This is a genomic window from Bacillus sp. 007/AIA-02/001 (assembly GCF_004634455.1).
Taxonomy (GTDB): Bacteria; Bacillota; Bacilli; order Bacillales; family Bacillaceae_G; genus Bacillus_A; species Bacillus_A cereus.
This window is the reverse complement of record NZ_SEIY01000018.1, coordinates 17,419-43,503: the sequence shown is the minus strand read 5'-3', so window position 1 is coordinate 43,503 and position 26,085 is coordinate 17,419. Positions and strand designations below refer to the sequence as shown.

The following is a 26,085-nucleotide window of genomic DNA, read 5'->3' as shown; positions in this document are numbered from 1 at the left end:
TTTTGAATCATTTTACGTGATATATTTTTTCTTTTACAATTCTCTTTGTGCAAATAGAAAGAAACGGGGGATTGCGGTGAGAAGAGGTCAAATGATAATAGGGGCTGTAGCGTGTTTAATTGCGAGTATGTCATGGGGAGCGATGTTTCCAGTTGCTGATCATGCGCTAGAATACATAGATCCATTTTATTTTTCGCTTATTCGCTATGGAGCAGTGGCGATAATGCTGATTGTATTGTTGTTAGTGAAAGAAGGAAAACAGGCATTTCGTTTAGAGGGAAGAGGAAAGTTACTCGTCTTTTTTGGAACGATGGCATTTACAGTATATAATGTCCTCATATTTTTAGGGCAAATGTTGATGGGTAAGTCGGGTGTAATGGTAGCTTCCATTATGGAAGCACTTATGCCGATGATTTCTATTTGTATTTTATGGGGATATAAGCATATAAAACCGAAGAAGTATATGATAACGAGTATGGTTATTGCTTTTGTAGGAGCTGTGTTTGTTATTACAAAAGGTGACATGAGTTTCTTTGTAACATTGAAAGATAATATGTTCCCATTAGCATTTATATTTATTGGTGTTATAGGCTGGGTTATTTATACGATGGGTGGTCAAACGTGTAGTGATTGGTCAACATTACGTTATTCTACGTTGACGTGTGTATTCGGTACGACTGTTACAGGAATTATAACGGTAATTATTACGTGGCTTGGATATGTTTCAGTTCCTAGTATGGGAACGATTTCTATTGTAAAATATGATTTGTTATTTATGATGACATTGCCAGGTATTGTAGCGCTACTTGCTTGGAACTACGGTGTGAAAATTTTATCATCCATTAATGGGATTTTATTTATTAATTTTGTACCAATTACGACTTTAGCTATTATGATGATGCAAGGGTATCAAATCACAATGTTTGATATTATAGGGACTGTACTTGTTATTGCAGCACTTATTCGCAATAACGTTTGCCAGAGAAAAGAAGAAAATATAAATAATAGAGTTTTACAAGAAGAACAATTACGTCAAGCTGTTTAATAGGCAAATGGAGGATTTCACATGTTAGAAAGTTTATTGTTTTTCTTCGCCGTCGGAGTTGCCTGTGAGCTTGCAGCAATTAATCGAAATGGTCGTAAAAAGATAAAACAACAAGCTGAGCTGATACAGCTTTTAAAAGAGTTGAAAGAAAGAAAAAATTAAAAAGACGACCGGGCATAGACGGTCGTCTTTTTCTATATAAAGGGGAAAGGGGACACAAAGTTATACAAGCGTAGCAGCGTAAATAAAAGCAGTAAGAAGAAGAGAGCCGCTAGCTAATCCTAAAAAGTCTAATTTGTTAAAAGTGATGTTATTCATAATACATTCTCCTTACTTGTTTAATGTAGAAGCAACAGCTTTTGCATCGAAAAGAGCCGATAATACCATGCCCATTGTATGTAAGAAATTGTTCGTTTTCATTTTGTTCATCATATTAATCGACTCCTTTTCGAATAATTGTTGCCCTGTTTCTGACTTAATTGTATGAAATATAGTAAGAAGTAACTATCGAATTAGCTTACAAGAAAATTACACTTTTGTAAGAATTGAAATTTAACAATTCATACTTATTTTTATTACCAACTCCTAAAACTTAGTGTTATAATTGTTGTAAGAATATGATTATACTTCGGATGTTTAGAAAGGAACGAAATAAATGTATAAACCAATTACATTTTTGTTGAAATATATATTTAAAACAGCTGGGAAAGTAGAAGTGCAAGGAAGAGAAAAGCTACCAGAAGGTGGTCCGTATGTTGTTGCGTGTACACATACAAGTTTTATGGATGTATTAATGTTAGCTACAGGGATGTACCCAACTCAAATTCATTACATGGCAAAAAAAGAATTATTTGAAGGGAAATTCAAAAATTGGTTCTTTAAAAATGTAAATGCATTCCCTGTAGATCGCGCGAATCCGGGACCGAGTACACTTAAAATTCCATCACGTTTATTAAAAGAAGGAAAGGTAGTAGGGATTTTTCCGAGTGGAACGAGATCAGCGGAAGATGTTTCATTAAAAGCGGGTGCTGTGACAATTGCGATGCGTTCTAATGTACCTTTAGTGCCGGCAGCTTATGTTGGTCCATCAAGTGTAAAAGAATTAATAAAGGGGAAAAAGGCAAAATTGATTTTTGGAGATCCGATTCAAATTGAGGCTGGAGAACAAATAGATCGAAAAACCGCTATGAAAATGATGACAGATCAATTAAATGAGAAGTTTGAGGAGTTAAAAGAAGCTTTGCAATCAAATCAAAAATAAGAAAAGACGACCGGGCATAGACGGTCGTCTTTTCTATTACTATTTATAATAAAGGGGAAAGGGGACACAAAGTTATACAAGCGTAGCGGCGTAAATAAAAGCAGTAAGAAGAAGCGAGCCACTAGCTAGTCCTAAAAAATCTAATTTGTTAAAAGTGATGTTATTCATAATATATTCTCCTTACTTGTTTAATGTAGAAGCAACAGCTTTTGCGTCGATAAGAGCGGAAAATACCATGCCCATTGTATGTAAGAAATTGTTCGTTTTCATTTTGTTCATCATATTAATCCGCTCCTTTTCGAATAGTTGTTACCTTGTTTCTGACTTAATTGTATGAAATGTTGCGGAAAGTCACTATCGAATTAGCTTACAGAAAAATTACACTTTTGTAAGAGAAACAAATGAAGGTGTAATGATAAGAAGATTTGACATATGTTCATGAGATTCATTAACTTAAAGATAGAGGTGAGTGCATGGCTAATATTAAAGATATCGCAAAGATGGCGGGAGTTTCAGTTACGACTGTTTCGAGAGTGTTGAATGATCACCCATATGTAAGTGAAGAAAAAAGGAAAGCGGTTATAGAGATAGTTGAGAAATTGAATTACTCGCAAAACGCAAATGCTGTTCATTTATCAAAAGGAAAGACGAATATTGTTGGTGTGATTTTACCGTATATTAATCATCCGTGTTTTGATGCGATGGTGAGCGGAATGATGGAGATTGCGTTAACTCATAATTACAGAGTGTTACTTTGCCAAACGAATTATAATAAAAAAGAAGAAATGAAAAGTTTACATATGTTAAAAACAAAACAATTGGATGGTCTTATTATTTGTTCACGTGCAAATGATTGGGAAACGATAGAACCGTATGCTTCTTACGGCACAATAATTGCTTGTGAAGATAATGATATTTCAAACATCTCAAGTGTATATACGAATCATTCAGCGGCCTTTCAATTAGGAATGGATTATTTGATTGAGAAAGGTTATAAAAAAATTGGCTATTGTACGGGAAGAAAATTAGGGCCGAGTAGTCAAAAGCGTTTTGATGTTTATAAACAGCAATTGCAATCTATAGATGAAGAGGTTAACGAAGAATGGATTTTTACAGAATGTTTTACACTAGAAGATGGTGTAAAAGTGGCTCATAAGTTAAAAGAGATGCAGGATCTTCCTGGAGCATTAATAGTAGCAGGTGATGAAGTTGCGATTGGGGTTATGACAGAGGTTGAAAAATTAGGGATTCAAGTTCCTGAGGATTTAGCGATTATTGGCTTTGATAATCAACCTATCTCGCAAGTGTTACAATTGACAACTATTGATCAAAATTTAAAGGAGATAGGGAAAACTGCTTTTGAAATGTTGCATAGAAAAGTGAATGACGAGAGTTCTAAACAAGAAAAGCTGGAAATTCCATACGAACTTGTGGAACGCTCTACAGTTTAATCTTAATCCGTTATGTGTATAATCGCATAACGGATTATTTTTTTGAAATATCTTTGACAGGAAACGCGTTTCATACTTTATAAAGGAGTTAAACCGGTCTGTAATATCCATGGATTCTTTTCAAGTGTTAAAGCAGTGAATAGAATTTGGAGGAATATGCATGAATGAACTTTTATCGAGTATGAAAAAGTATGTAGATGATGATGAAAAGATTTTGGTTTTTGTGGTAGGGATCTTTGAGAAGGATAATTTCATGTTATGTTATCAACATGGAATTTTTGTTGCCACTACTAGACGCCTCCTGTTTTACGGGAAATTTCCTTACTATCCTTCAACATTTAAAGAGTACTCATATGTGCATATAGATAGCATAGATTTTCATCCGTACTTTGAGTTTACTTGTAATCATGAAACCATTCGCGCTAAGTATATTCAGAAAGGGAATGTGGAGCAATTTGTCCGTGCAGTTAGAGTAAATATGAATAATTAATCAACCCTCTGTTTAAACATAATATTTCAATTTTTAAGAGGGAAAATGCGGAATAAAAACCACTTCTAAACCTCTAGGAGATAGTGATACAATGTCAAATGGGGGGAGGGTATGAACTATGGTTAATCAACGTATAAAGGAAATAACACTAATTACAATTGGTTCATTATTATTCGCAATTGGTATTAATTACTTTGCAATTCCAAACCGTTTATCGGAAGGTGGAATTATTGGTTTAACGGTTGTTACGTACTACTTATTTGATTGGTCACCAGGGATTGTGAATTTTGCTATAAATGCAATTTTACTAGCTGTTGGTTATAAATTTTTTGATAAGAAAACAATGATTTATACAATTTTAGGGATTGTAGAAACATCTTTGTTTTTATACGTTACAGAACATATTGAGTATCATGTAAATAGTGATACATTATTAGCAGCTTTATTTGCTGGTTTATTTGTGGGTATTGGATTAGGCTGTATGTTCAAAGCCGGAGGTACATCGGGAGGGTCAGCAATCTTAGCTCGGTTAGCAAATCAATATTTAGGTTGGAGCGTAGGTAAAGGCGTACTAATTATTGATATTGTTGTAATTGCTGGTTCTGTATTTATAATAGGGCAAGAAAAGGCAATGTATACACTTGTGGCTGTGTTCATTGGAGCGAAGGTGATTGATTTCATTGTAGAAGGAATGGACACAAAAACGGCTGTTACGATTATTTCGAATCAACCAGATTTAATTCGTGAAGCTATTACGAAAAATATGACACGCGGTGTTACTGTATTAGAAGGGCGCGGCGGATATACTGGTAAAAATAAAGAAGTTTTATATGTTGTTATTAATAAACAAGAGCTTGTTAAGTTAAAACAAGTTATTAGCCGGGTAGATGAAGATGCTTTCGTTGTTATACATGATGTACGTGATGTACTTGGCGGTGGCTTTAAAGCAAGCTAAAAGGTGAACGAGTAAATTCGTTCACCTTTTTTAATTCTTACAAAAATGTAAGTGTAATGTAATGAGATTCAATAGTAGATTTTATTCCCCCTTTTTAAAATGGATGTATATATATCCTGCAGAGGAGGAATGTTTATTATGAAGAAAAAAATGATCACTACTATAATAGCGATGATAGTGATAGTAGTAATGTTACTGCCTACGAAACTTGGACCGGTTATCGATAAATATAATCCATTTTATAAGACGAAAGAATACTATACGGTTGTGAATACAATTGGTCAGCATATTGGTGATGAGTGGTATGAATATGAATTTATTGCATTCGATGAACGTGGTAGAGAGCAGAAAATAAAGAAAACGGTTAAGCATATGTTAAAGAGAGATGAAGCATTAAAGGTTTTTGCAAAAGGACGTTACGGTGAATCGATTGAAGAGATTGAGGTTGCAAATATTCCTATAAATGCGAAGAGTAAACTTTTAACGATGAGATAGTAAAATATACCCCCAGCTATTTTTTGTCGAAAATAAAAATACCAGGTAAGGGTATTTTAGGGGTTAATAAAAAAGCCTTAGTCCATATAGACTAAGGCTTTTTTATTATATAAAGGGGAAGGGGGTACATTGTAGTAGCATGGTTGAAAGGTATAAGAAGAGTAGCTACTAGCAATGCAATTTGGTTATTTGAGTGTTCTTCTTATTTGGCTTACTTTCTAACTTTATTGTACGAAATATAAGTAAGGGAAACTATCGAATTACATTACACATAACTTACAAACATGTAAGTCTTCTGTAATGTAATTCGATAGTTAAAAGATAGTAATTTTCATATAGTGTAACTAGAAAGTCTTAATGTATTACTTTCTGTTTGTAATGAAGAATGAAAAACCAACTAATTTTTAATAATCCTCATCTGAATAAAGATGAGGATCCTTTTTTAAACCTTACAACATTGTAAGGTTTACGTAAGTTAATTCGATAGTAAATTTGTCATATTTTTTGCATAATAGATACAGATAGAAAAATAATTAGGGATCTAGTAAGAAGGGAGAAAAATGGGATGCGTAAAGAAGAAGTAGTGAAGTTACCAATTAAAGATTTCTGTAGCTACTTTACTGTTGCCGTAGTGTGTATTGGATTATTTGATATCATAACAAACTTAATTGTTAAATAATATAGATGCTAAAACAAGAAAGGAAGTCCTTTCTTGTTTTTTTTATGGGGGCATAAAGATGAAATGGATTGATAGTCATATACATGTTGATCAATATAAGGATGAAGAGAAGAACAGATTACTGAAAGAGGTGGAAAATAGTAATGAAATAAAGGGGCTTATTGCTGTATCTATGAATTATCAATCTTGTAAGGAAACGTTATCTTTAGCGAAGAAGTATCCCTTTATATATCCAGCGATAGGGTTTCATCCAGAGCAACAGATTCATAAAGAAGAGTGTGAACAGATTTATAAACTTATTGAACAGAACGCAGAGGAAATTGTTGCGATTGGTGAAGTAGGTTTGCCCTATTATTTGAGGAAAGAAGATGAAAGCATTGCTGTAGATCCATACATAGCTGTATTGAAAAAATTTATAGAACTAGCTAGTAAGTATAATTTGCCGATTATATTACACGCAGTTTATGAAGATGCTGACACTGTATGTGATTTGCTAGAGAAATATAAAGTTTCACGTGCACATTTCCATTGGTTTAAAGGAAGTGATGAAACAATGAAACGGATGATGAAGAATGGTTATTATATTTCGATTACACCGGATGTTTTACATAAGGAGAAGATTAGAAAAATTGTTTCGTATTATCCGCTTGAATATATGATGGTAGAAACAGATGGACCGTGGGAATTTCAAGACGATGTTATGACGCACCCGAGAATGATTCGAGATGTATTAAAGGAAATTAGTTCTATACAAAACATATCCATTGATAAGGTCGCAAAAACAATATATGAAAATACAAGTCGATTTTATTTGAAAGGATAGGAGAATTATAGTTTTAATCATGTAACGGAAAAAGTGAAAATTGAATGTATTTAATAAAATGCCACGGTTTGATATATGACAAAAAACCACCAAGCGTTCCGCTCGGTGGTTTTGTATTAGGATTCTAATTTTCTCGCACGTTTTAATAATAAAAGAAAGACAATGATAACGAACCCCAGTATAAGGAAGAAGCCATATTGCTTTATATAATCAATTATGTCATTCGCACTGGTTGGTTTTTCAACGTGAATGCCGTCTTTATTCGTCGTAATATGAATATCTTTCATTTTTACTTCATTCTTTTCCTTTTGTAAATCAATCCATTCTATATTTGGAATACTTTCTAGATCTTTTAACACTTCTTTTAATGGTTTCACACCTAAGTAAGGATGATAAAATGCCCCAATAATCCCATCGGATAATTTAGAAACAGATAGAGCACGTTCTTTCATTTTAGCAATAGTTTGTGGCGTATCTTCTTCAATAAATCCGACTGTTTCAGGCAATAGTTTCATTCCATGTAAAAATGACGGAGTACTTGTATAATATGGTGAGTGCATGGATTTCCAAGTTGTATCATTTAACTGTAGTTGTCCTACATAAGTTGAAAAGTACCTTGATAATATTTCATATCCTTTTTGAGACATCGTGTAATGAGGTGCTTCAAAGGCAACAGGATATAGTTTAGCATCTACAAGTTCTTGAATTCCTTTTTCAATATGATTTTTCGTATATTTTTCCTCGAATTCTTCCCCTTTTTTTACATATTGGTTATATGCCTCTATATTTGGAAAGTCATCTTTTGTCTTCGGTTTTTCATGCTTCGGTTTTTCATGCTTCGGTTGGCGAATTGGTTGATCTTTTTTGACATCCCAAAATTCAAAGCCCTCACCTGTTTCACTGTCATAAAATTGGTGAGTATAACCATGCATAATAATTGCTGCACCATCATCTTGCATAGAGCGTAAAAGATCAACTAGTTCTGGTTTATCTTTTAAATGTATTATCTTTCCTGTATCTGGATCTTTATATACCGGAATAACAGTAATCATGTAAGGCATCTTTTTCTCTTTTAGTAATTTAGCAATTTCTTTCAATTGATTTATATCTGCTGCTGGGTGAACATCCTCAAGACGTAAATAAGCTTCAACTTTATTTTTCGTTGGTTTTTGGCTGAAATAAGAAAATAACATTTCACCGACGTAATGAGACATCCAGTCAAAGAGGTTAGGTGTTGCGACATAATAAGATATTTCATGCTGAACGATTAGTGGGTTAGTGTTATTTGAGCTTAAAGCGTTAGCAAGCACAGTTCCATTCGTATCAAATGATTGAATTAATCGTTCCTCTTCTAAGGTATTTTTTAGCTTCTTTTCTGGATATTCAATTTTATTAACTCGTATATCGTCACTCTTCAATGTAATGAAAGAAAAACGCTTAGATAATTGTTCAACATTTTGTCCTAATACTAATAAAGGGCCGGAGAAGTTTTCTAGAAATTGTTTCGTTTCATCAGAAAACGCTTCTTTTGTTTCACCGATATAAACAATATGTGTATAGGAGGATACGTTATTAATTGAAGTTGCTTCTTTTAAGTTTTTTACGGTTATATCATTTGTAAAATGTCCTAATTGAGTATTAAGGATTTGGACATTATTTGAAACTTTATCGTCTTGTGTACTATACAAAACAAGTACTTTTGGTTTTGATGATGTTTGTGCAGAGGTGTAGGTAGGGATGAGTAGTAAAATGCTGAACAAGAGTGTTAGGCATTTTTTCATTTTGTACGCTCCTATTCTATATATAGAGTTCAGTTTACAATTATATACAAAAAATGCGTTATAGTCTATGAAAGTTACATTTTTGCACGTATTTACCAGCTGTTTTTTCACAAAATCGGTCTAAAGCATGATGATAATACGTATAGTTATTTGCTATGATAAAAGAGTAATAGAATGTAGGTAATTGTAAAGGGAAGGCTGAAAGGGGACAAATTTCAGCGGAGAAAGAGGTAGAGGTAGTGAAGAAATTCTTTGTAGGATTTTTAGTTGTTCTTGGAGTATATTTATATTTCCAAGGAAAGTCTGAAGGAATGGATAAGCTAGTGAATGGAACAAGCTATGTTGATTCAGAAGAAGCAAAACAGATGAAACAAATCATTATAGAGGAAGCGAAGAAAGTAAATCTTCCGGAATGGATACCTCTTGCAATTGCCGAGCATGAAAGTCGATTAAATCCAAGAAGTGTTGGAGATAATGGAACTTCATTTGGATTGTTTCAACTACACCGCGGCGGCGGGCTTGCACCAGAACATTTAACTGATGATGAGCTGAAAGATCCACGTACAAATGCGCAAATTGCAATGCCGCATTTAATGAAAGGATATAAGCGTGGGGTGCAAAAAGGTTTGACTGATTTTGCATTACTGAAATATATAGCGAATACATCTGGATGGCCAGGGAATTTAGGGCCAGAGTGGACGGATAATAACATGAAGTATAACATCGGATTAGAAGATGTGTACTATCGAAATAAAGGTGTAATAAAGTGAAACTTTAATCAGTGGGGGAGTCTGTTCATCCCCCGCTGATTATTAGTCTTCACCAATCGGGCTTTTACGAGCAGTTAATCTTCCGCCTAAATTCTAGCGTTTTCCGGATTTTGAGGTGGAAGTTTTACTGCTCGTTAATGCGGGGTAAAAGAGTAGGTTTTCTATACCTACTCTGTTTTTTTATGAATAATTTCATCCTTTTCTTTCGTGAAATACTGCGTGAGTTGTATTTTCACCTCTTCTAGTTTTGTAGAAACTTGCGGTATTTTATATCCTACATACAATGGTGAAACGACAAATCTAGGTACAACTTTACAAATGATTTTTCCATTTAAGTAATAGAAGAATAAGTTATAACTACTGCATCCTTTATGGAAATCTATCAGTATGTAACGTACAGTTTGCTGAATGTAATTTGCCATTTCATCTATATATGAAATATTATCAATGATTATATTGAATTCAGTGAAGCCAATAATGGGACGCTCTGAAATATTAAGCTCAATGCGTTCATTTTTTTGAACAATTACCCCTTGAAAATTTTCTTCTTCAATATTTTCAAGATAATCTACATATTTCATTCCGATAATTTGCATGTGTGCATGATGCAAACTTCCACCTGAAAATGGACCGTGATTTTTGTATAAAATTACAGATGCAAATTCTTCGTTCTTCTGTAAGTGTAACCAATGTTGAATAGAAAATTGCATTAATTTTCGCATATGTTCTTCTGTATATGTTGCGATATGATCTTCGCAATTATCCGTTTCAATCAGCACCGTTTGAAATGTATCTTGTAATGTAGGAAATTTATTTTTTAACCAAATAATAGAACCATCAGTTGCTAAAATATCCGTTAAATGTTCTTTATCGCAAAATGGACATGCAGCGCTTCTATTCCGAATACTTTCTGGTTTTTGTTTACCGATATCGTTTAAAAAATATAGTTGTTGTGTATCCATTTGTATATATGCCCCTTTAAAATATGTGTAAAAATCCCGCTTAATACATTCGGGAAAAGGAGAAGGAAATCCTCTAAAGACAATATGGAAAAAATAAAAGACAAGATATCCTCATTACGATAGGGTACCTTGTCTTTTATTTTTTCTCTAATAGTGTGTATGGATAATATAGAACATTTTCATTATTTTTCTTTTTTCTATTTTTTATTGTGTATAAAGTAATTGCTGTGCTTGCAATTATAATAATGGCTTTCTTCATATTCATATACCCCTTTTTATTGTTGGTTTAATTCTTGGCTAACTGCTTTTGCATCGACTAAAGCGTGTAAAATCATTTTTACCATGTTCATCATATTTCTTCACTCCTTTTTATAGTTCATTTAGTTCTTTTACAACTGCTTGTCCGTTCACTAATACCTCAAAGATTGCTTTTACGATTTCTTTCATCATGTTTGTTTCCTCCTTGTGTTTGTCTCTCTTGTTTTACATCTTTATTGTATAGGGAGGCATCTTTTCGTACTATCGCTTTCCATTACGTGAACATAACAGTTTTGTAAGATTTGATGTCACTTATTGAAATGTTTAGTCTATCTTCATTATTTTCAGAAAAATGACTATTCAAACATGAAATTGGAAAGTATAATAAAGAAGTAAGTATTAAATTCCGTACGAAAGGGGTGAATGAGATGAAACGTTCTTTAGCTGCGCGTGCCAAATTTTTAGATTTTATCTATTTTTGTCGTGCGATTTTTCATGATGTAGTTGTTAACGGGATACGTATGCCCTTTTTTAACAATTGCATAGTGACTATTGAACGATAGAAATCTCTTCACCCATTTTTAATAAACGTGTGAAAAGGGAGCTATTTGGCTTCCTTTTTCTATGCCGAAAACCATGGGGAATGTTTCTTTCTCATGGTTTTTTATATTGAAAGGAGTACGGAAAATGACTATTTGTAGTGTAAATAATGTAACGAAATCTTTTGGTGGAAACATCATATTTGAAAATATATCGCTTGAAATAAAGAATGGTGAACGTGTTGGGTTAGTTGGTCGTAACGGTAGTGGGAAGACAACAATCTTTGGGCTTCTAACGGGAATGGAGAGTTTGGATGCAGGAGCCATTCATATGAAGAAAGGTACACGTATTGGTCATGTCGCACAAATTCCGAAGTTTGATGAGGCCATGACTGTATATGATGTATTAAGTTCCGCTTTTAAAGTAGAAAAGGAATTAGAAAAAGAAATGCATGCTCTAGAAAAAAATATGGCGGAGGAGCAGGAACAATCTGCTTTGCAAAAGCTAATGGAGAGGTACGGAGTAATTCAAGAAAAATTTGCATTTCTCGGTGGTTATGAAATAGAGGCAAATATAATGAAGGTAGCAAATGGCTTACAAGTCACAAACTTATTTCCAAGAGTATTTACGGAATTAAGTGGAGGAGAACAGACGAAAATAAGCCTTGCATATATGCTATTGCAGAAACCAGATTTACTTCTATTAGATGAACCAACAAATCATTTAGATTTGTTTGCAGTTGAATGGTTAGAGAAATTTTTAAAAGAATATAATGGAACAGTTATGGTTATTTCACACGATCGCTATTTCCTTGATGAAGTTGTAACGAAAATTTTGGATTTGGAAGATGGAGAGATTCACGTGTACCATACGAATTATTCTCAGTTCGTTGAGGAGAAGGAAGAAAGGTTACTTCAAGAGTTTCAAGCTTATCAAGAGCAGCAAAAGAAAATAAAGAAAATGAAAGAAGCAATTAAGCGCCTACGTGAATGGGCAAATCAAGCGAATCCTCCGAATGAAGGATTGCATAAAAGAGCGAGGAATATGGAACGTGCGTTAGAGCGTATAGAGAAATTAAAGAGGCCAATTTTAGAAAGAAAACAGATGGGTCTTCAGTTTGAAGGGCAAGAGAGAAGCGGAAAAGATGTTGTTGTAATGAAAGAAGTGAGTAAAGGTTTTGCTGGCCGATCTTTATTTGAACAAGCGAATTTACATGTTCGTTTTCAAGAGCGTGCTGCTATCGTTGGTCGTAATGGTACAGGGAAGACTACATTATTAAAACTACTATTAGAAGAAATAAATCCAGACGTTGGTGAAATTCGAATTGGTAGTAGTGTCAAAATTGGTTATTTATCACAACATGCATATGAAAATATGAAGAGTAATGTATTGGAAGCATTCAGAGAGAATGTGGCTGTAACAGAAGGAGAAGCAAGACATATATTAGCTAAGTTTTTGTTTTATGGTCCAGCAGTATTTAAGAAAGTAACGCAACTTAGTGGTGGAGAAAAAATGAGATTAAGACTTGCGCAACTTATGTATCAAGACATCAATTTTCTAATTTTAGATGAGCCGACAAACCATCTTGATATTGAATCAAGGGAAGTTTTAGAGGAAGCCCTTGAGCAATATAACGGGACGATTTTAGCTGTTTCACACGATCGATATTTTTTAAATAAGTTATTTGAAAAGACGTACTGGATTGATAGATGCAAATTATTTGAGTTTGCAGGAAACTATGCATGGGCTCGTCAAAAGTGGGAAGAAAAGCTTGAGGAGGAAGTAATAAAGCATAAGCACCATGGAAGAAAAAGTGTTGAAGCAATCTCTATAAAAAAGAAAGATTCTAGAAGTTTTGCGGAGATTGAAAACGAGTTAATGCATATAGAAGAAGATATATATGCATTAGAAAGTGAAATGGAATATGTAGCTGATGTTGAAAAACTTGAAAAATTATATGAGGAAAAAACGAAGAAAGAGTTGTTACGAGCAGATTTATATAATGAATTAGAGAATATGGTGGAGTAATGAGTAGAAAGCCACTTCCTTTCAGTTTTGCTGGAGGAAGTGGCTTTTTTCATAATGATATTTTGCTTTAAAGGTTAAATGAAGCGATGTGTTTCACGTGAAACAGTAACTTAGATAAATCCATTTTTCTCAATTTGCATAGTTTGTGAAACATATGAAAATGATAAGGTGAAAAATAAATGTCATTAGTGGTTTTTCGATAGGAGTAATTACAAAAACAAAGGCTAATTATTTCCCGAGAGATAAAGTGAGGGCTTTTACGGGCACCCCGACCCTGACCTAACTTCTTTTGCTTTCGCTGAATTTTGAGGTGGGGGTCTTACTGCACGGCAAATAGCGGGATAAATATGTGTAACAGAGACTAGTGAATGAAAACAAAAAGAGAGCAAAGTTACAGCTTTATGCGCTGAACTCTGCTCTCTTTTTGCGTGGCATCTTCTCTCGTTGAAATTATAATAGCAATCCCGAGCATGATAAAAAAAGCTAAAAAGAGGACGAACTTTGGGAAGAACGGGAATAGTAATAGCGCTCCGACTATCATAATTGTTAATAATACGTAGTGCAGGACGTATTGGAATAGGTTGTCCATATTTTCGCCCCCTTTTTGGTAATTGGTTATTAGTATTCTATGTTTCATGCTGAAGGAATAGAAGTAGATTTTTAAGTTTTAATACGAATTATAGCTGAGTTTTCTTAAAGTATAAATGTAGAGTAATAATTTTGGAAAAATTCTAAAAATATTTATTTAGAAAGAATTGACAAAACATAATGAACGATATAAGCTAATAACCATAAAGTCTACCGGAAAGGTCGGAATAAGATTGTTACCCCTCAAAAACATCTATTTTTTTCTGATTAAAACCGACTTTTCCGATTGGCTATAAATGTGCTGTGGGAGGCATACATAAGCTAATAAGTTCAAAGGGTATAACTATTAAACAGTTAGGGTGGGGACAATGAAGAAAAAGACAAAAAAATGGGCTGGTGTATTTTCAGTATTACTGAGTAGTTCGCTTGTGTTATCTGCTTGTGGGGGACAGGAGGATACGGCTTCTACAGAGCCGGTTAAGCAGCAGGATTTAAAAAATGTGAAAATTGAAAAGATTGCTGCGACAGATAAAACGAAAGTGCCAGACAAAGCGAAGAATAGAAAAGATACGTTAGTAGTTGGTATTAGTAAGCCAGGCGGCGTATTTTTACCATACTTTCAACAAAATGGTTGGGATGGAAACGTAACTTCAGTTATTTTTGCATCTCTCGTATCAACCGATAAACAAGGGAAACCAATTCCAGAATTAGCTGAGAAGTGGGACGTTTCTTCTGATCAGTTAACATATACATTCCATTTACGTAAAAATTTGAAATTTAGTGATGGATCGCCATTAACGGCGGATGATGTAGCTTTCACATTGACGCTTTTACATGATAAGGCATATGAAGGTGAAGTAGATATCTCTCAATATGCCGTTAAAGGTGGTAAAGAATATAAAGAAGGAAAAGCAACTTCAATTGAAGGTATTCAAGTTGTTGATCCACAAACAATTAAAATTACAACTGAAAAAGTGAATTCACAAGCTATATTTGTTTTAGGAGGTACAGTACTATCAAAAGCTTATTATGGAAAAGATTATAAGCAAAATACAAGCTTAGATTACTTAAAAGATTTATATGGAAAGCCATTAGCTGCGGGTCCATATAAATTTGAAAAGTATATTCCAGGTCAAGAAGTTCGTTTTGTTGCTAACGAAAATTATTATGCGGGTAAACCAAAAATTCAAAACTTTATTTATAAAATTACTTCTGGTGATACGAAGCTTCAGTTATTCCAAACAGGAGAAGTTGACCATACTGGCTTAGGTACCGGTGATGAGGTTCTTGAACAGGCTAAGGCTTTAGAATTCGCAAATATCCAAATCGAAACAGCGCCGTCATTTAGTTATATTTATATGAATAATAATAAGCCTTACTTAAAGGATAAAAAGGTTCGCCAAGCACTTATTTACGGATTAGACCGCAAAAAATATGTTGATACAGCGTTAAAAGGATACGGTACAGTAGCCAATGTACCAATTCATCCAACTTCTTGGGCTTATACGGAAGAAGGAGTTAATAAATACGAATACGATAAAGAAAAAGCGAAAAAATTATTAGATGAAGCAGGGTGGAAAGTTGGTTCGGATGGAATTCGTGAAAAAGATGGTCAAAAATTAAAACTTTCTTATTTCGGTCCAAGTTCGGCTAAAGATAGTGATTTATTAATTCCGATTGCGAAAGAGAATTATAAAGAAATAGGTGTAGAGTTTAATCCTGAATTTATGGACTTTAATACGATGCTTTCTAAGGTAAACAAAGGAGATTATGATTTAGCTTCTGTTTCGACACCGATTACAAGTGACCCGAGTGAAACAGCTGGTGAATATTTGTCTACTGCAAATGAAACTAGTCTTGGTTATAAGAATGCAAAAGTAGATGAGCTAATTCAAAAAGGTATTGAAACTGTAGATATCGAAAAGCGTAAACCTATTTATAAAGAATTGTATAAAGAATTAAGTGATGATCCACCAGTAATTCTATTAAACTACCGTAGAACAATTACTGGTTATAACGGGAATATAAAAGGAATTGATCCTGAAAAGTACAACAGTATTAGTGCAAACTTACCAGTATTATCATTTGAAAAATAACGATAAGAATGTATAAGTAGAAGACATTTTTTCATTCGGTTAGTAATGTGCCGCTTTGAAAAAATGTTCTTCTATTTTAAGCATAAGATTGGAGAGAAAAAGGGTGAAAACATATATTGTTCGTAGGTTGTTACAAATGATTCCTACACTGCTTGGTACATCAATTATTATCTTCGTCCTGTTCGCACTTCTTCCTGGGGATTATATTGATTCAAACCCGAAAATTACACCGGAAAGAGCAGCTGAACTGAGGGAATTATATGGGTTGAACAAACCGATTGTTGAGCGTTATTTTCATTGGTTAGGTAATGCATTGCAAGGGGACTTTGGCTTCTCGCTTCAATATCAAGAGCCTGTAACGTCATTATTAAATAAATTTATTTGGAATTCTTTTAGTGTAGCAATTATTGCATTGTTTTTTATTTGGCTAATTGCACTTATTATCGGTGTATTCTCGGCGACGAAGCAACATTCTTTATTCGATAAACTTGTAACAATCGGTGTTTTTGCAGCAATGTCATTTCCTTCATTCTTTATCGGCTTGTTTTTAATTAAGGTGTTTGCGGTTGACTTTAAGTTATTACCGATAGGTGGAATGATTGATGTTGGCAGTAATTCAACAGGATTTGCTTACGTGATAGAAGTTGCAAAACATATGATTTTACCAGTATTTATTTTGACACTTCTTGGGGTCGGCTCGCTAACTCGGTATTTTAGAACAAGTATGTTAGAGGTTGTAAGACAAGATTACATACGAACAGCAAGAGCGAAAGGTTTGAAGGAGAAGACGGTTATTTATAAGCATGCATTAAAAAATGCAATATTACCAGCAATTACGTTATTAGCATTTGAATTACCGGGATTGTTTTCTGGGGCAATTATTATTGAACAAATTTTTAACTGGCCAGGGATTGGTAATATTCAATTAGAAGCATTAAATTTCCGTGACTATACAGTATTGATGGCATTTACGATGTTTCTTTCTTGTTTAACAATCGTTTCAAACTTTTTAGCAGATATCGTATATGCAGTTGTTGATCCAAGAATTCGGTTGAAGTAAGGGGGGAAAGAAATGGAGACTGTTACAGTAATTACAGAAAAAAAAGAAAAAAAGAGCAGAAGCGAATCATCACCATGGCGACAAGCTTTTAAAAAGATAAAGAAAAATAAGATGGCACTTGTAGGGTTTTATGCATTAATTTTTATGTTTTTATTTTGTTTTATCGGTCCGTTCTTTTCTCCATATGCATCAGGGAAAATACAAGTTGCGCTCATTAACAAACCACCTAGTGTTTCTCATTGGCTTGGTACAGATCAATTAGGAAGAGATATTTTAACAAGGCTTATGCAAGCGGGACGTATTTCATTAACCATTGGTTTAGCTTCAATGGTTTTATCGGTTATACTTGGAGCTTTATTAGGAGCGATTGCAGGTTTTTATCGTGGTATTGTGGACAATATTATTATGCGGCTTGCAGATATTTTAATGTCAATGCCAGGATTACCGCTACTTATTATAATGGGTGCGATTTTATCAGAGTGGAAAGTACCGTCTGATTATCGTTTGTATGTCATTATGATTATTTTAAGTCTAGTAGGTTGGCCAGGGCTTGCACGCCTTGTAAGAGGGCAAATTTTATCACTTAGGGAGCAAGCATTTATGCAAGCTACGGATGTGTTAGGAATAAAAGATTACCGGAAAATTATATATCACTTAATACCTAATGTTTTACCCATTTTAATTGTTGTATCCACATTAGGTGTTGCAGGTTCTATTTTGGGAGAATCCGCACTAAGTTACTTAGGCCTCGGAGTCGTTCCACCTACACCATCATGGGGGAACATGATTAGCGCAGCTAACTCATTAATCGATTTCCAAAAGCGCCCATGGTTATGGATTCCGCCCGGTTTTGCAATCTTTATAACAGTTGTATCAATTAATTTACTTGGTGATGCACTTCGTGATGCGTTAGATCCAAAGATGAGACGGTAGGTGAGAAGATATGAGTAAAGCGGTAGTAGAGCTGAAAGACTTACAAACACATTTTCAAACTGACGAGGGGACAGTAAAGGCTGTGAACCATGTTAGCTTTGCGGTTCGAGAAGGGGAAACAGTTTGTGTAGTAGGAGAATCAGGTTGCGGAAAGAGTGTAACAGCTTTATCTATTATGGGGCTTATTGCTGAATCTGGTAGTGTAGTGGGTGGAGACATTTTATATGAAGGAAAAAGTCTTTTAGGAATGAAAGAGAAAGAACTTCGTAGTTTACGAGGCAATGATATTGCAATGATTTTCCAAGAACCGATGACATCGCTAAACCCCGTCTTCACTGTAGGGGAGCAAATTGTAGAAACGTTAAGAGAGCATGAATTACTTAGTAAAAATGAAGCATATAAGAAGGCAATTGAGTTAATTCGTAAAGTTGGCATAGCCCGCGCTGATGAAATCGTCCATTCTTATCCGCATGAACTGAGCGGTGGGATGTTACAACGTATTATGATTGCTGTTGCGCTTAGTTGTAATCCTAAGTTATTAATTGCAGATGAACCAACAACAGCTCTTGATGTTACCATTCAGGCTCAAATATTGGATCTACTAAGACAAGTGAAAGAAGAATTTAAAACGTCGATTTTATTAATTACACATGACTTAGGTGTCGTAGCGGAAATGGCTGATTATGTTGTCGTTATGTATGGCGGGAAAGTTATTGAAGAAGCCCCAGTACTAGAGATATTCCAAAATCCAAAACATCCTTATACGAAAGGATTATTGAAATCAAAACCAGTAATGGGAAAACGAATAGATAAACTATATTCTATTCCAGGGCAAGTTCCGAATTTAGTTGGTTTAGGTGAGTTTTGTTACTTTAGTGGGCGTTGTGAGCATTGTATGGAAATATGTGAAAAAGAAGCCCCAAATCTAAATGTAAATGATGAAAATCATAAAGTAGCTTGCTGGTTATATGAGGAGCGTGCGGAACAATGAGTGAACCATTATTAGAGGTGAAAAACCTAAAGGCATATTTTCCAATTAAGGGTGGCGTATTTAGTAGAACAATTGGGCATGTAAAAGCAGTTGATGGAGTAAGTTTTACTATTAATAAAGGTGAAGTGTTTGGTCTCGTTGGTGAATCAGGGAGCGGGAAAACAACAATAGGAAAAACAATTTTACGCCTCGTTCAAAAAACGGAGGGAGAAGTGAAGTTTAAAGGAAAAGATGTTCATTCTTTATCCAAGGATGAATTAAGAAAACATCGCCCTAATATGCAGCTCGTTTTCCAAGATCCATTTAGCTCATTAAATCCGAGAATGAGAATTGGAGAAGCGCTTGGAGAGCCAATGTTGGCCCACGGATTAGCAACGAAAGAAAATGTGCGTGAAAAGGTAATTGAAGTATTGGAGTTATGTGGATTAGCTCCTTATCATATTGACCGGTATCCCCATGAGTTTTCTGGTGGACAACGTCAGCGTATCGTAATCGCAAGAGCTATGGTATTAAATCCAGAATTCATTGTAGCTGATGAACCTGTAGCGGCACTAGATGTATCTATCCAAGCACAAATTATTAATTTATTTAGTGAGTTACAGGAGAAAAAGGGATTATCTTATTTATTCATTTCGCATGATTTAAGTGTAGTAGAACATTTATGTACGAAAATCGGAATTATGTATTTAGGTACGATTGTGGAGACAGCACCGCGTGATGAGTTATTTACCAATCCGCTACATCCTTATACGAAAGCATTGTTATCAGCTGTTCCAATACCAGATCCAACAGTGAAGCGAGAACGAATTATACTAGAAGGGGATATTCCAAGTCCAGCAAATCCACCTTCGGGCTGTCGTTTTCATACACGTTGCCCATTTGCAACGGATGTTTGTAAAAAAACAGTACCAGAATTCCGTAATGTTGGTGTAGAGCATTTTGTTGCTTGTCATCACGTATAAAAAAGGACTCTTTCAAATTGAAAGAGTCCTTTTTTTATTTACTAGATGAAGTTTGTTTCAATACAAATTGTTCGATTGCGTGAGCAACACCATGTTCATTGTTTGTTAGTGTTACAACATCACATAGCTTTTTTACATCTTCTTCAGCGTTGCCCATTGCAACAGATAAGCCCGCTACTTCTAACATCGGTACATCATTAAAATTATCACCAATAGCAACTGTATCTTCAATAGGGATATTAAAATGAGCTGCCATCTGCTGTATCCCGTTTCCTTTATGTCCATTCTTATCCATAATTTCTAAGTTAGTAGGAGCCGATGCTGTAACCATAATATCAGCATCCTCTTGTAATATACTTAATAGCTGTGCGCGATGCGCTGCATTAAACGTTAAAATGAAGAATTTAGATATTTCTAGTTCTTGGTTATTTACAACATCTTCTATTTTTTTGAAATCAGTAATTAGGTTCGATTTCTTTTGCTTTTCTGTAATTCGTTCAAGTTCCTCTAATGTAACATCAAGCGCATGCTTATTTTCTTCGAATGCTTGCATCACTTGATCTTGCCATGTATATGGAGAATAAACCCCTTTATTTGTATATAGCTTATATGGGAAACCTTCAGATTCTAGTAATTTTGCAAGTTTGTACACTTTGTCGTTTTGTATACAACGCGAGTTAATTACTTTTCCATCCACATAAACAATAGCCCCATTGCTTGCTCCGACTGGAAGAGATAATTTATATTCTTCCAATAGCTTTAAAGCATCCTCTTTCGCACGACCAGAACAGATCATTACAATATGACCGGCTTCTTGTGCAGTTTGGATTGCTTGTAGGTTTTCTTTGGAGATTTCAAGATTAGATGATAGTAGTGTACCATCCATATCTAATGCGATTAATTTCAAAATGACCACCTCTTTGTTTTTATTATACATAGTTATATAGAGGAAACATATAAACTTATCTTGGAAAGACGGTATTTTATCTCATATTAAAAGTAAGTAAAGATTAGATAGGTTTAGTGGCACTAAATAAACAATTTGTAACAAAAATAGAGAGGAATATGACTATATTTCACTTTATGACTGTAATGTTACACGAATGTTACAAACGTGAACTTAGTGAAAAATGCATTAAATAAAGGTTTTTGAGGGTTATTATAAAAAAATGTAAAAAAAGTGTAATAAATTTTACGTAATTATATTGCAACGTAATAATAGTTATGTTACATTAATGTTACAAACGTTACGTTATCGAATTTAATGTAACGTTAACATAAAAACTATGAAATAAACATTTCTTAGAAATTACATATAGATAACTTATAAAAAGGGAGGATAAATGATATGAAAGAGCAAGTATTACAAGTAACAAAAGGTGACTTTGTAGGATCAGCAAGTGGAGCAGTAGTATTAACAGCGTTAATCGTATTTCTATCAAGCGTATTAGTATAATAGAAGTTTTGTAACAAAAGAAAAAGAAGGGAGAATGAAAGATATGAAAGAGCAGGTATTACAAGTAACAAAAGGTGACTTCGTAGGATCAGCAAGTGGAGCGGTAGTATTAACAGCATTAATCGTATTTTTATCAAGCGTATTAGTATAATAGAAGTTTTGTAATAAAAGAAAAAGAGAGGAGAATGAAAGATATGAAAGAGCAAGTATTACAAGTAACAAAAGGTGACTTCGTAGGATCAGCAAGTGGAGCAGTAGTATTAACAGTGTTAATCGTATTTCTATCAAGCGTATTAGTATAATAGAAGCTTTGTAACAAAAGAAAAAGAGAGGAGAATGAAAGATATGAAAGAGCAAGTATTACAAGTAACAAAAGGTGACTTCGTAGGATCAGCAAGTGGAGCGGTAGTATTAACAGCGTTAATCGTATTTCTATCAAGCGTATTAGTATAATAGAAGTTTTAAATTAAACAAAAAAGGAAGGAGAATGAGGGATATGAACAGTGAACAAGTGTTTCAAGTAACAAAAACAGATTTATTAGGATCCTTAGGTGGAGCGGTAATATTAACATCATTTATTCTATTCCTTGCAAATGTATTAGTATGAGATATATAAATACAATCATTCAAAAAAAATAAAGACTCTAACGTATTAGTAAGTAGTTAATATGTTGGAGTCTTTTTTATATTCTTCTTATATACCCTCAAGTATTAAAGTTACCTCATTATCCAGCATTCATGGCTAATTAAACGCTGCGGTTGAAACTTGATTCAACGAATAATCAAAAAGCCACTGAATAAAATCCCGCTTTATTTCAAAGAGAAAAAAGTCGAATTTTATATGTAAGAAAAAAAGAGGAATTTGACAGAAAAGATAGAAAATTTTAAAGGTCAGAATTTGTTAGCTTGCTAACTAATTTCTATTAATTAATGTTGGAAGCGTTTTCGGTTGGTTTTAAGTATGGACCATTTAATCTATTTACAGGGGGATGAAGATATTATGAAACAAAAATCTATGGATACGCTAGCTGCACAAATGGAGGACTTTTTTCCAGTACGTGATGTAGATCATTTGGAATTTTACGTAGGGAATGCAAAGCAATCGAGTTATTATCTTGCGAGAGCGTTCGGATTCAAAATTGTAGCTTACTCTGGATTAGAAACTGGAAACCGTGAAAAGGTATCTTATGTTCTTGTGCAAAAAAATATGCGTTTCGTTGTGTCTGGAGCTTTAAGTAGTGAAAATCGTATTGCAGAGTTTGTAAAGACTCATGGTGATGGCGTGAAGGATGTGGCACTACTTGTTGATGATGTTGATAAAGCATACTCAGAAGCAGTGAAACGTGGTGCCGTCGCAATTGCTCCACCGCAGGAATTAACAGATGAGGACGGTACATTGAAAAAAGCAGTTATTGGTACGTATGGTGATACAATTCATACGCTGGTAGAGCGTAAAAATTATAAAGGGGCATTTATGCCAGGATTCCAAAAGGTAGAATTTAATATTCCATTTGAGGAGTCTGGTTTAATTGCTGTTGATCATGTAGTTGGTAATGTTGAAAAAATGGAAGAGTGGGTTAGTTATTACGAGAATGTTATGGGCTTTAAACAAATGATTCATTTTGATGATGACGATATTAGTACAGAGTATTCGGCGTTAATGTCAAAAGTTATGACGAATGGAAGTCGTATTAAGTTTCCTATTAACGAACCAGCAGACGGAAAGAGAAAGTCACAAATTCAAGAGTATCTAGAATTCTATAATGGAGCTGGTGTACAACATCTTGCTTTATTAACAAGTGATATTGTTAAAACAGTTGAAGCGCTTCGTGCAAATGGGGTGGAGTTTTTAGATACACCTGATACTTATTACGATGAGCTAACTGCACGAGTTGGAAAAATCGATGAAGAAATTGATAAGTTAAAAGAATTAAAGATCTTAGTAGATCGTGATGATGAAGGTTACTTACTACAAATCTTTACGAAACCAATTGTAGATCGTCCGACTTTATTTATTGAAATCATTCAACGTAAAGGTTCTCGTGGATTTGGTGAAGGAAACTTTAAAGCGTTATTCGAATCAATTGAAAGAGAACAAGAGCGTCGCGGAAACTTATAAGATTTGTATCCACCAGCAAAAGTCCCTTTGCTGGTGGAAATTTCATTTTTATAAGGAGGAATCAGGATGAAATTTGTTACATTTCGTCTCCCTTCAAAAGAACTACGGGCTGGATGGCTTGAAGGTGACAAAGTAATAGATATGAATCTTGCTAGTGAAGGGAAAATCCCTTCTTCTATGATAGATTTTTTAGAGAAAGCGGATGAGTATGTAGAAGTAGTGCGGAATATTAAGAATCCAAATAAGGGTATATATGCTTTAGAAGAAGTACAATTGACAGCTGCTCTTCCTAATCCGAGTAGTATTCGAGATTTTTACGCATTTGAACAACATGTAAAAACAGCTCGTGGACGAAGAGGATTAGATGTTGTGCCTGAATGGTATGATATTCCGGTTTTTTATTTTACTAATCATCGTGCTGTAATTGGTTCCGGTGATTTTGTAATTGGTCCGAAAAAGTCTAAAAAGCTTGATTATGAGTTGGAGATTGCTTGCGTAATAGGAAAAGAAGGGCGAAATATTTCTCGTGAGCAAGCAGAGGAATATATTTTTGGTTATTGTATTATGAACGACTGGAGTGCGAGAGACTTACAAGCAACAGAAATGAAAGTAGGTCTCGGTCCAGCGAAAGGAAAAGACTTTGCAACTTCTTTAGGAGCACATCTCGTTACGAAAGAGGAATTAGACGTTTATCGTAATGGTGATCGATATAATTTAGAAATGACTGCTCATGTAAATGGAAAACTATTATCAAAAGGAAACTTCCAAGATATTTACTATACATTTGCTGAAATGATTGAACGTGCTTCAGAGGACGTTACGTTATATCCAGGAGATGTGATTGGTTCTGGGACAGTAGGAACAGGATGTATTTTAGAACTGGGTACAGAAGAGTGGCTACAAGATGGAGATGTTGTAGAACTGTCGATTACTGGTTTAGGTACACTACGTAATACGATCAAAAAAGAAAAGGAAGCGGGTGATGGGCATGTTTTATCGTCACATGGGAGAACTACCTCATAAACGACATGTACAATTTCGTAAAAAAGATGGGTCGCTTTATCGTGAACAGGTAATGGGAACAAAAGGTTTTTCTGGTACGCAGTCTATTTTGTATCATCATTATATGCCAACAGAAGTAGGTCATTCTGCATTATCGCATTCTTGTCAGTTGCAGTATGAAGAGGATGTTGCTCTTTCTCATCGCCACTTTCGAACGAAAGAAAGTAAAAAAAGTGGTGATGCAATAAGTGGACGTAATTTCATACTTGGAAATGAAGATTTGTTAATTGGAGTAGTGAGTCCAACAGAAAAAATGGATTATTTCTATCGTAATGGTGATGGCGATGAAATGTTATTTGTTCATTATGGAACAGGGAAAATTGAAACGATGTTTGGAACGATTCACTATAGAAAAGGCGACTATGTAACGATTCCAATTGGAACGATTTATCGTGTTATTCCAGATGAAGGAGAGACTAAGTTTCTTGTTGTAGAGGCAAATAGCCAAATTACAACGCCGCGTCGTTATCGAAATGAATACGGACAATTGTTAGAGCATAGTCCGTTTTGTGAAAGAGATCTTCGTGGTCCAGAAAAATTAGAGACATATGATGAAAAAGGCGAGTTTGTCGTAATGACAAAATCAAGAGGCTATATGCATAAACATGTTTTAGGACACCACCCGTTAGATGTTGTTGGATGGGATGGCTATTTATATCCGTGGGTATTTAATGTAGAGGATTTTGAACCAATTACAGGGCGCATTCATCAGCCACCGCCAGTACATCAAACATTTGAAGGGCATAATTTTGTTATTTGCTCTTTCGTACCACGTTTATACGATTATCATCCAGAGTCAATTCCAGCACCATATTATCATAGTAATGTTAATAGTGATGAAGTTCTTTACTATGTAGAAGGAAACTTTATGAGTCGCAAAGGTGTGGAAGAAGGTTCTATTACACTTCATCCGAGCGGGATTCCCCATGGACCGCATCCGGGGAAAACAGAGGCAAGTATAGGGAAGAAAGAGACGCTTGAATTAGCTGTTATGATAGACACATTCCGTCCGCTTCGTATTGTAAAACAAGCACATGAAACAGAAGATGAAAAGTATATGTATAGTTGGATTGAACAAGGTTCATATACTGTGAAATAAGTAAAAAAGGCATGCTCTCAATAAGGGGGCATGCCTTTTTCACGGAATCGACATGTATAATAATACCAAAAAAATAATGGAAAGATATATAGAAAGAATAATAAGGATCGTGCATATTCAGAAGAATTTCTACTTGTTTCGACAAAAGTATTGACTAGGAAAAGCGTAATGAGTAAAATAA

31 protein-coding genes are annotated in these 26,085 nt (G+C 34.5%); 24 read left to right on the top strand and 7 right to left on the bottom strand.

The features are described from left to right. Positions 1 to 76: 76 nt before the first annotated feature. Together ES895_RS24445 and ES895_RS24440 are read left to right on the top strand one after the other, a co-directional pair. The gene (locus ES895_RS24445) at positions 77 to 1,045 is read left to right on the top strand and encodes a DMT family transporter (protein ID WP_002100652.1); all 969 of its coding nucleotides are present in this window, start codon (positions 77 to 79) and stop codon (positions 1,043 to 1,045) included. Positions 1,046 to 1,066: 21 nt separating this feature from the next. Next, positions 1,067 to 1,207: a YrzO family protein gene (locus ES895_RS24440; protein ID WP_000894065.1), complete on the top strand. Its 141-nt coding sequence runs from the start codon at positions 1,067 to 1,069 to the stop codon at positions 1,205 to 1,207. A gap of 60 nt (positions 1,208 to 1,267) precedes the next feature. On the opposite strand, the gene ES895_RS24435 is transcribed toward ES895_RS24440, so the two are convergent. Beyond that, the gene (locus ES895_RS24435) at positions 1,268 to 1,363 is read right to left on the bottom strand and encodes a DUF3948 family protein (protein ID WP_001060007.1); all 96 of its coding nucleotides are present in this window, start codon (positions 1,361 to 1,363) and stop codon (positions 1,268 to 1,270) included. A gap of 337 nt (positions 1,364 to 1,700) precedes the next feature. Between ES895_RS24435 and ES895_RS24430 the strand changes: the two genes are divergently transcribed. Then, complete coding sequence (locus ES895_RS24430; protein WP_000277777.1) at positions 1,701 to 2,306, top strand: lysophospholipid acyltransferase family protein; 606 nt, start codon at positions 1,701 to 1,703, stop codon at positions 2,304 to 2,306. A 72-nt stretch (positions 2,307 to 2,378) separates the two neighbouring features. Here the strand turns inward: ES895_RS24430 and ES895_RS24425 are convergent, their stop codons facing one another. Next, positions 2,379 to 2,474 (bottom strand): DUF3948 family protein, encoded by a 96-nt coding sequence (locus ES895_RS24425; RefSeq protein ID WP_001060007.1) that lies wholly within the window; start codon positions 2,472 to 2,474, stop codon positions 2,379 to 2,381. Positions 2,475 to 2,779: 305 nt separating this feature from the next. Between ES895_RS24425 and ES895_RS24420 the strand changes: the two genes are divergently transcribed. From ES895_RS24420 to ES895_RS24400, 5 genes are all read left to right on the top strand, one after another. Continuing rightward, a complete protein-coding gene (locus tag ES895_RS24420) occupies positions 2,780 to 3,757 on the top strand; it encodes a LacI family DNA-binding transcriptional regulator (RefSeq protein ID WP_001273899.1) in 978 nt (325 codons plus the stop codon). Between the two features lie 160 nt (positions 3,758 to 3,917). After that, positions 3,918 to 4,247 carry a PH domain-containing protein gene (locus ES895_RS24415; protein ID WP_135238712.1) on the top strand — a complete coding sequence of 110 codons (330 nt, stop codon included), beginning with the start codon at positions 3,918 to 3,920 and terminating at the stop codon, positions 4,245 to 4,247. 118 nt (positions 4,248 to 4,365) lie between these two features. Next, on the top strand, positions 4,366 to 5,202 hold the full coding sequence (locus ES895_RS24410) for a YitT family protein (protein WP_000248046.1): 837 nt from the start codon (positions 4,366 to 4,368) through the stop codon (positions 5,200 to 5,202). 138 nt (positions 5,203 to 5,340) lie between these two features. Next, positions 5,341 to 5,697 (top strand): YxeA family protein, encoded by a 357-nt coding sequence (locus ES895_RS24405; RefSeq protein WP_000728422.1) that lies wholly within the window; start codon positions 5,341 to 5,343, stop codon positions 5,695 to 5,697. Between the two features lie 737 nt (positions 5,698 to 6,434). Continuing rightward, positions 6,435 to 7,199, top strand: coding sequence for a TatD family hydrolase (locus tag ES895_RS24400; RefSeq protein ID WP_000871063.1), 765 nt, complete (start codon positions 6,435 to 6,437; stop codon positions 7,197 to 7,199). 116 nt (positions 7,200 to 7,315) lie between these two features. Here the strand turns inward: ES895_RS24400 and ES895_RS24395 are convergent, their stop codons facing one another. Then, on the bottom strand, positions 7,316 to 8,980 hold the full coding sequence (locus ES895_RS24395) for a DUF2334 domain-containing protein (RefSeq protein WP_135238711.1): 1,665 nt from the start codon (positions 8,978 to 8,980) through the stop codon (positions 7,316 to 7,318). Positions 8,981 to 9,219: 239 nt separating this feature from the next. Here ES895_RS24395 and ES895_RS24390 point away from each other — a divergent pair, with 239 nt between their 5' ends. After that, positions 9,220 to 9,750, top strand: a complete 531-nt coding sequence (locus ES895_RS24390; RefSeq protein WP_000713248.1) for a transglycosylase SLT domain-containing protein — start codon at positions 9,220 to 9,222, stop codon at positions 9,748 to 9,750. A gap of 167 nt (positions 9,751 to 9,917) precedes the next feature. On the opposite strand, the gene ES895_RS24385 is transcribed toward ES895_RS24390, so the two are convergent. Then, on the bottom strand, positions 9,918 to 10,712 hold the full coding sequence (locus ES895_RS24385; protein WP_002004289.1) for a DUF4931 domain-containing protein: 795 nt from the start codon (positions 10,710 to 10,712) through the stop codon (positions 9,918 to 9,920). A gap of 136 nt (positions 10,713 to 10,848) precedes the next feature. Continuing rightward, the gene (locus ES895_RS24380; RefSeq protein WP_001998915.1) at positions 10,849 to 10,977 is read right to left on the bottom strand and encodes a hypothetical protein; all 129 of its coding nucleotides are present in this window, start codon (positions 10,975 to 10,977) and stop codon (positions 10,849 to 10,851) included. A gap of 421 nt (positions 10,978 to 11,398) precedes the next feature. Between ES895_RS24380 and ES895_RS29900 the strand changes: the two genes are divergently transcribed. Together ES895_RS29900 and abc-f are read left to right on the top strand one after the other, a co-directional pair. Next, positions 11,399 to 11,533 (top strand): RAxF-45 family protein, encoded by a 135-nt coding sequence (locus ES895_RS29900; protein WP_000830643.1) that lies wholly within the window; start codon positions 11,399 to 11,401, stop codon positions 11,531 to 11,533. Between the two features lie 124 nt (positions 11,534 to 11,657). Further along, the gene (gene abc-f / locus ES895_RS24375) at positions 11,658 to 13,538 is read left to right on the top strand and encodes a ribosomal protection-like ABC-F family protein (RefSeq protein WP_000150883.1); all 1,881 of its coding nucleotides are present in this window, start codon (positions 11,658 to 11,660) and stop codon (positions 13,536 to 13,538) included. Positions 13,539 to 13,929: 391 nt separating this feature from the next. Here abc-f and ES895_RS24365 read toward each other — a convergent pair whose 3' ends face one another. After that, positions 13,930 to 14,127 (bottom strand): hypothetical protein, encoded by a 198-nt coding sequence (locus ES895_RS24365; protein ID WP_000369253.1) that lies wholly within the window; start codon positions 14,125 to 14,127, stop codon positions 13,930 to 13,932. Positions 14,128 to 14,494: 367 nt separating this feature from the next. On the opposite strand from ES895_RS24365, the gene ES895_RS24360 reads away from it, so the two are divergent. The 5 genes from ES895_RS24360 (at position 14,495) to ES895_RS24340 (ending at position 20,168) form a co-directional block, all read left to right on the top strand. Beyond that, positions 14,495 to 16,222, top strand: a complete 1,728-nt coding sequence (locus ES895_RS24360; RefSeq protein WP_000730688.1) for an ABC transporter substrate-binding protein — start codon at positions 14,495 to 14,497, stop codon at positions 16,220 to 16,222. A gap of 103 nt (positions 16,223 to 16,325) precedes the next feature. Continuing rightward, entirely contained in the window at positions 16,326 to 17,282 is a 957-nt protein-coding gene (locus tag ES895_RS24355; protein ID WP_000860748.1) for an ABC transporter permease, read from the top strand. 12 nt (positions 17,283 to 17,294) lie between these two features. Beyond that, positions 17,295 to 18,215: an oligopeptide ABC transporter permease gene (gene opp4C / locus ES895_RS24350; protein WP_135238710.1), complete on the top strand. Its 921-nt coding sequence runs from the start codon at positions 17,295 to 17,297 to the stop codon at positions 18,213 to 18,215. Between the two features lie 10 nt (positions 18,216 to 18,225). After that, the gene (locus ES895_RS24345; protein WP_000030767.1) at positions 18,226 to 19,206 is read left to right on the top strand and encodes an ABC transporter ATP-binding protein; all 981 of its coding nucleotides are present in this window, start codon (positions 18,226 to 18,228) and stop codon (positions 19,204 to 19,206) included. Beyond that, positions 19,203 to 20,168 carry an ABC transporter ATP-binding protein gene (locus ES895_RS24340; RefSeq protein ID WP_001294485.1) on the top strand — a complete coding sequence of 322 codons (966 nt, stop codon included), beginning with the start codon at positions 19,203 to 19,205 and terminating at the stop codon, positions 20,166 to 20,168. The genes ES895_RS24345 and ES895_RS24340 overlap by 4 nt, the downstream gene beginning before the upstream one ends. A 34-nt stretch (positions 20,169 to 20,202) precedes the next feature. Here ES895_RS24340 and ES895_RS24335 read toward each other — a convergent pair whose 3' ends face one another. After that, positions 20,203 to 21,075: a Cof-type HAD-IIB family hydrolase gene (locus ES895_RS24335; RefSeq protein ID WP_000766421.1), complete on the bottom strand. Its 873-nt coding sequence runs from the start codon at positions 21,073 to 21,075 to the stop codon at positions 20,203 to 20,205. A 441-nt stretch (positions 21,076 to 21,516) separates the two neighbouring features. Between ES895_RS24335 and ES895_RS24330 the strand changes: the two genes are divergently transcribed. The 8 genes from ES895_RS24330 (at position 21,517) to ES895_RS24295 (ending at position 25,904) form a co-directional block, all read left to right on the top strand. After that, on the top strand, positions 21,517 to 21,624 hold the full coding sequence (locus tag ES895_RS24330; protein ID WP_000664237.1) for a DUF3948 family protein: 108 nt from the start codon (positions 21,517 to 21,519) through the stop codon (positions 21,622 to 21,624). Positions 21,625 to 21,658: 34 nt separating this feature from the next. Then, complete coding sequence (locus ES895_RS24325) at positions 21,659 to 21,775, top strand: DUF3948 family protein (RefSeq protein ID WP_000654250.1); 117 nt, start codon at positions 21,659 to 21,661, stop codon at positions 21,773 to 21,775. A gap of 43 nt (positions 21,776 to 21,818) precedes the next feature. Further along, positions 21,819 to 21,926: a DUF3948 family protein gene (locus tag ES895_RS24320; RefSeq protein ID WP_098255511.1), complete on the top strand. Its 108-nt coding sequence runs from the start codon at positions 21,819 to 21,821 to the stop codon at positions 21,924 to 21,926. A gap of 34 nt (positions 21,927 to 21,960) precedes the next feature. After that, complete coding sequence (locus tag ES895_RS24315) at positions 21,961 to 22,077, top strand: DUF3948 family protein (RefSeq protein WP_000654250.1); 117 nt, start codon at positions 21,961 to 21,963, stop codon at positions 22,075 to 22,077. Positions 22,078 to 22,120: 43 nt separating this feature from the next. After that, positions 22,121 to 22,231 (top strand): DUF3948 family protein, encoded by a 111-nt coding sequence (locus tag ES895_RS24310; protein ID WP_001083690.1) that lies wholly within the window; start codon positions 22,121 to 22,123, stop codon positions 22,229 to 22,231. 393 nt (positions 22,232 to 22,624) lie between these two features. Next, entirely contained in the window at positions 22,625 to 23,743 is a 1,119-nt protein-coding gene (hppD, locus tag ES895_RS24305) for a 4-hydroxyphenylpyruvate dioxygenase (RefSeq protein WP_000810922.1), read from the top strand. A 66-nt stretch (positions 23,744 to 23,809) separates the two neighbouring features. After that, on the top strand, positions 23,810 to 24,766 hold the full coding sequence (locus ES895_RS24300; protein ID WP_000674006.1) for a fumarylacetoacetate hydrolase family protein: 957 nt from the start codon (positions 23,810 to 23,812) through the stop codon (positions 24,764 to 24,766). Beyond that, positions 24,732 to 25,904: a homogentisate 1,2-dioxygenase gene (locus ES895_RS24295; protein WP_013141710.1), complete on the top strand. Its 1,173-nt coding sequence runs from the start codon at positions 24,732 to 24,734 to the stop codon at positions 25,902 to 25,904. Before ES895_RS24300 ends, ES895_RS24295 begins: the two co-directional genes overlap by 35 nt. The last annotated feature ends 181 nt before the right edge of the window (positions 25,905 to 26,085 follow it).

Excerpts from the sequence above, each read along its gene's own strand:
- ES895_RS24440 (WP_000894065.1), top strand. The coding sequence starts at position 1,067 with ATGTTAGAAAGTTTATTGTTTTTCTTCGCCGTCGGAGTTGCCTGTGAG.
- ES895_RS24435 (WP_001060007.1), bottom strand. The coding sequence starts at position 1,363 with ATGAATAACATCACTTTTAACAAATTAGACTTTTTAGGATTAGCTAGC.
- ES895_RS24430 (WP_000277777.1), top strand. The coding sequence starts at position 1,701 with ATGTATAAACCAATTACATTTTTGTTGAAATATATATTTAAAACAGCT.
- ES895_RS24425 (WP_001060007.1), bottom strand. The coding sequence starts at position 2,474 with ATGAATAACATCACTTTTAACAAATTAGATTTTTTAGGACTAGCTAGT.
- ES895_RS24420 (WP_001273899.1), top strand. The coding sequence starts at position 2,780 with ATGGCTAATATTAAAGATATCGCAAAGATGGCGGGAGTTTCAGTTACG.
- ES895_RS24415 (WP_135238712.1), top strand. The coding sequence starts at position 3,918 with ATGAATGAACTTTTATCGAGTATGAAAAAGTATGTAGATGATGATGAA.
- ES895_RS24410 (WP_000248046.1), top strand. The coding sequence starts at position 4,366 with ATGGTTAATCAACGTATAAAGGAAATAACACTAATTACAATTGGTTCA.
- ES895_RS24405 (WP_000728422.1), top strand. The coding sequence starts at position 5,341 with ATGAAGAAAAAAATGATCACTACTATAATAGCGATGATAGTGATAGTA.
- ES895_RS24400 (WP_000871063.1), top strand. The coding sequence starts at position 6,435 with ATGAAATGGATTGATAGTCATATACATGTTGATCAATATAAGGATGAA.
- ES895_RS24395 (WP_135238711.1), bottom strand. The coding sequence starts at position 8,980 with ATGAAAAAATGCCTAACACTCTTGTTCAGCATTTTACTACTCATCCCT.
- ES895_RS24385 (WP_002004289.1), bottom strand. The coding sequence starts at position 10,712 with ATGGATACACAACAACTATATTTTTTAAACGATATCGGTAAACAAAAA.
- ES895_RS24380 (WP_001998915.1), bottom strand. The coding sequence starts at position 10,977 with ATGAATATGAAGAAAGCCATTATTATAATTGCAAGCACAGCAATTACT.
- ES895_RS29900 (WP_000830643.1), top strand. The coding sequence starts at position 11,399 with ATGAAACGTTCTTTAGCTGCGCGTGCCAAATTTTTAGATTTTATCTAT.
- abc-f (WP_000150883.1), top strand. The coding sequence starts at position 11,658 with ATGACTATTTGTAGTGTAAATAATGTAACGAAATCTTTTGGTGGAAAC.
- ES895_RS24365 (WP_000369253.1), bottom strand. The coding sequence starts at position 14,127 with ATGGACAACCTATTCCAATACGTCCTGCACTACGTATTATTAACAATT.
- ES895_RS24360 (WP_000730688.1), top strand. The coding sequence starts at position 14,495 with ATGAAGAAAAAGACAAAAAAATGGGCTGGTGTATTTTCAGTATTACTG.
- opp4C (WP_135238710.1), top strand. The coding sequence starts at position 17,295 with ATGGAGACTGTTACAGTAATTACAGAAAAAAAAGAAAAAAAGAGCAGA.
- ES895_RS24345 (WP_000030767.1), top strand. The coding sequence starts at position 18,226 with ATGAGTAAAGCGGTAGTAGAGCTGAAAGACTTACAAACACATTTTCAA.
- ES895_RS24340 (WP_001294485.1), top strand. The coding sequence starts at position 19,203 with ATGAGTGAACCATTATTAGAGGTGAAAAACCTAAAGGCATATTTTCCA.
- ES895_RS24330 (WP_000664237.1), top strand. The coding sequence starts at position 21,517 with ATGAAAGAGCAAGTATTACAAGTAACAAAAGGTGACTTTGTAGGATCA.
- ES895_RS24325 (WP_000654250.1), top strand. The coding sequence starts at position 21,659 with ATGAAAGATATGAAAGAGCAGGTATTACAAGTAACAAAAGGTGACTTC.
- ES895_RS24320 (WP_098255511.1), top strand. The coding sequence starts at position 21,819 with ATGAAAGAGCAAGTATTACAAGTAACAAAAGGTGACTTCGTAGGATCA.
- ES895_RS24315 (WP_000654250.1), top strand. The coding sequence starts at position 21,961 with ATGAAAGATATGAAAGAGCAAGTATTACAAGTAACAAAAGGTGACTTC.
- ES895_RS24310 (WP_001083690.1), top strand. The coding sequence starts at position 22,121 with ATGAACAGTGAACAAGTGTTTCAAGTAACAAAAACAGATTTATTAGGA.
- hppD (WP_000810922.1), top strand. The coding sequence starts at position 22,625 with ATGAAACAAAAATCTATGGATACGCTAGCTGCACAAATGGAGGACTTT.
- ES895_RS24300 (WP_000674006.1), top strand. The coding sequence starts at position 23,810 with ATGAAATTTGTTACATTTCGTCTCCCTTCAAAAGAACTACGGGCTGGA.
- ES895_RS24295 (WP_013141710.1), top strand. The coding sequence starts at position 24,732 with ATGTTTTATCGTCACATGGGAGAACTACCTCATAAACGACATGTACAA.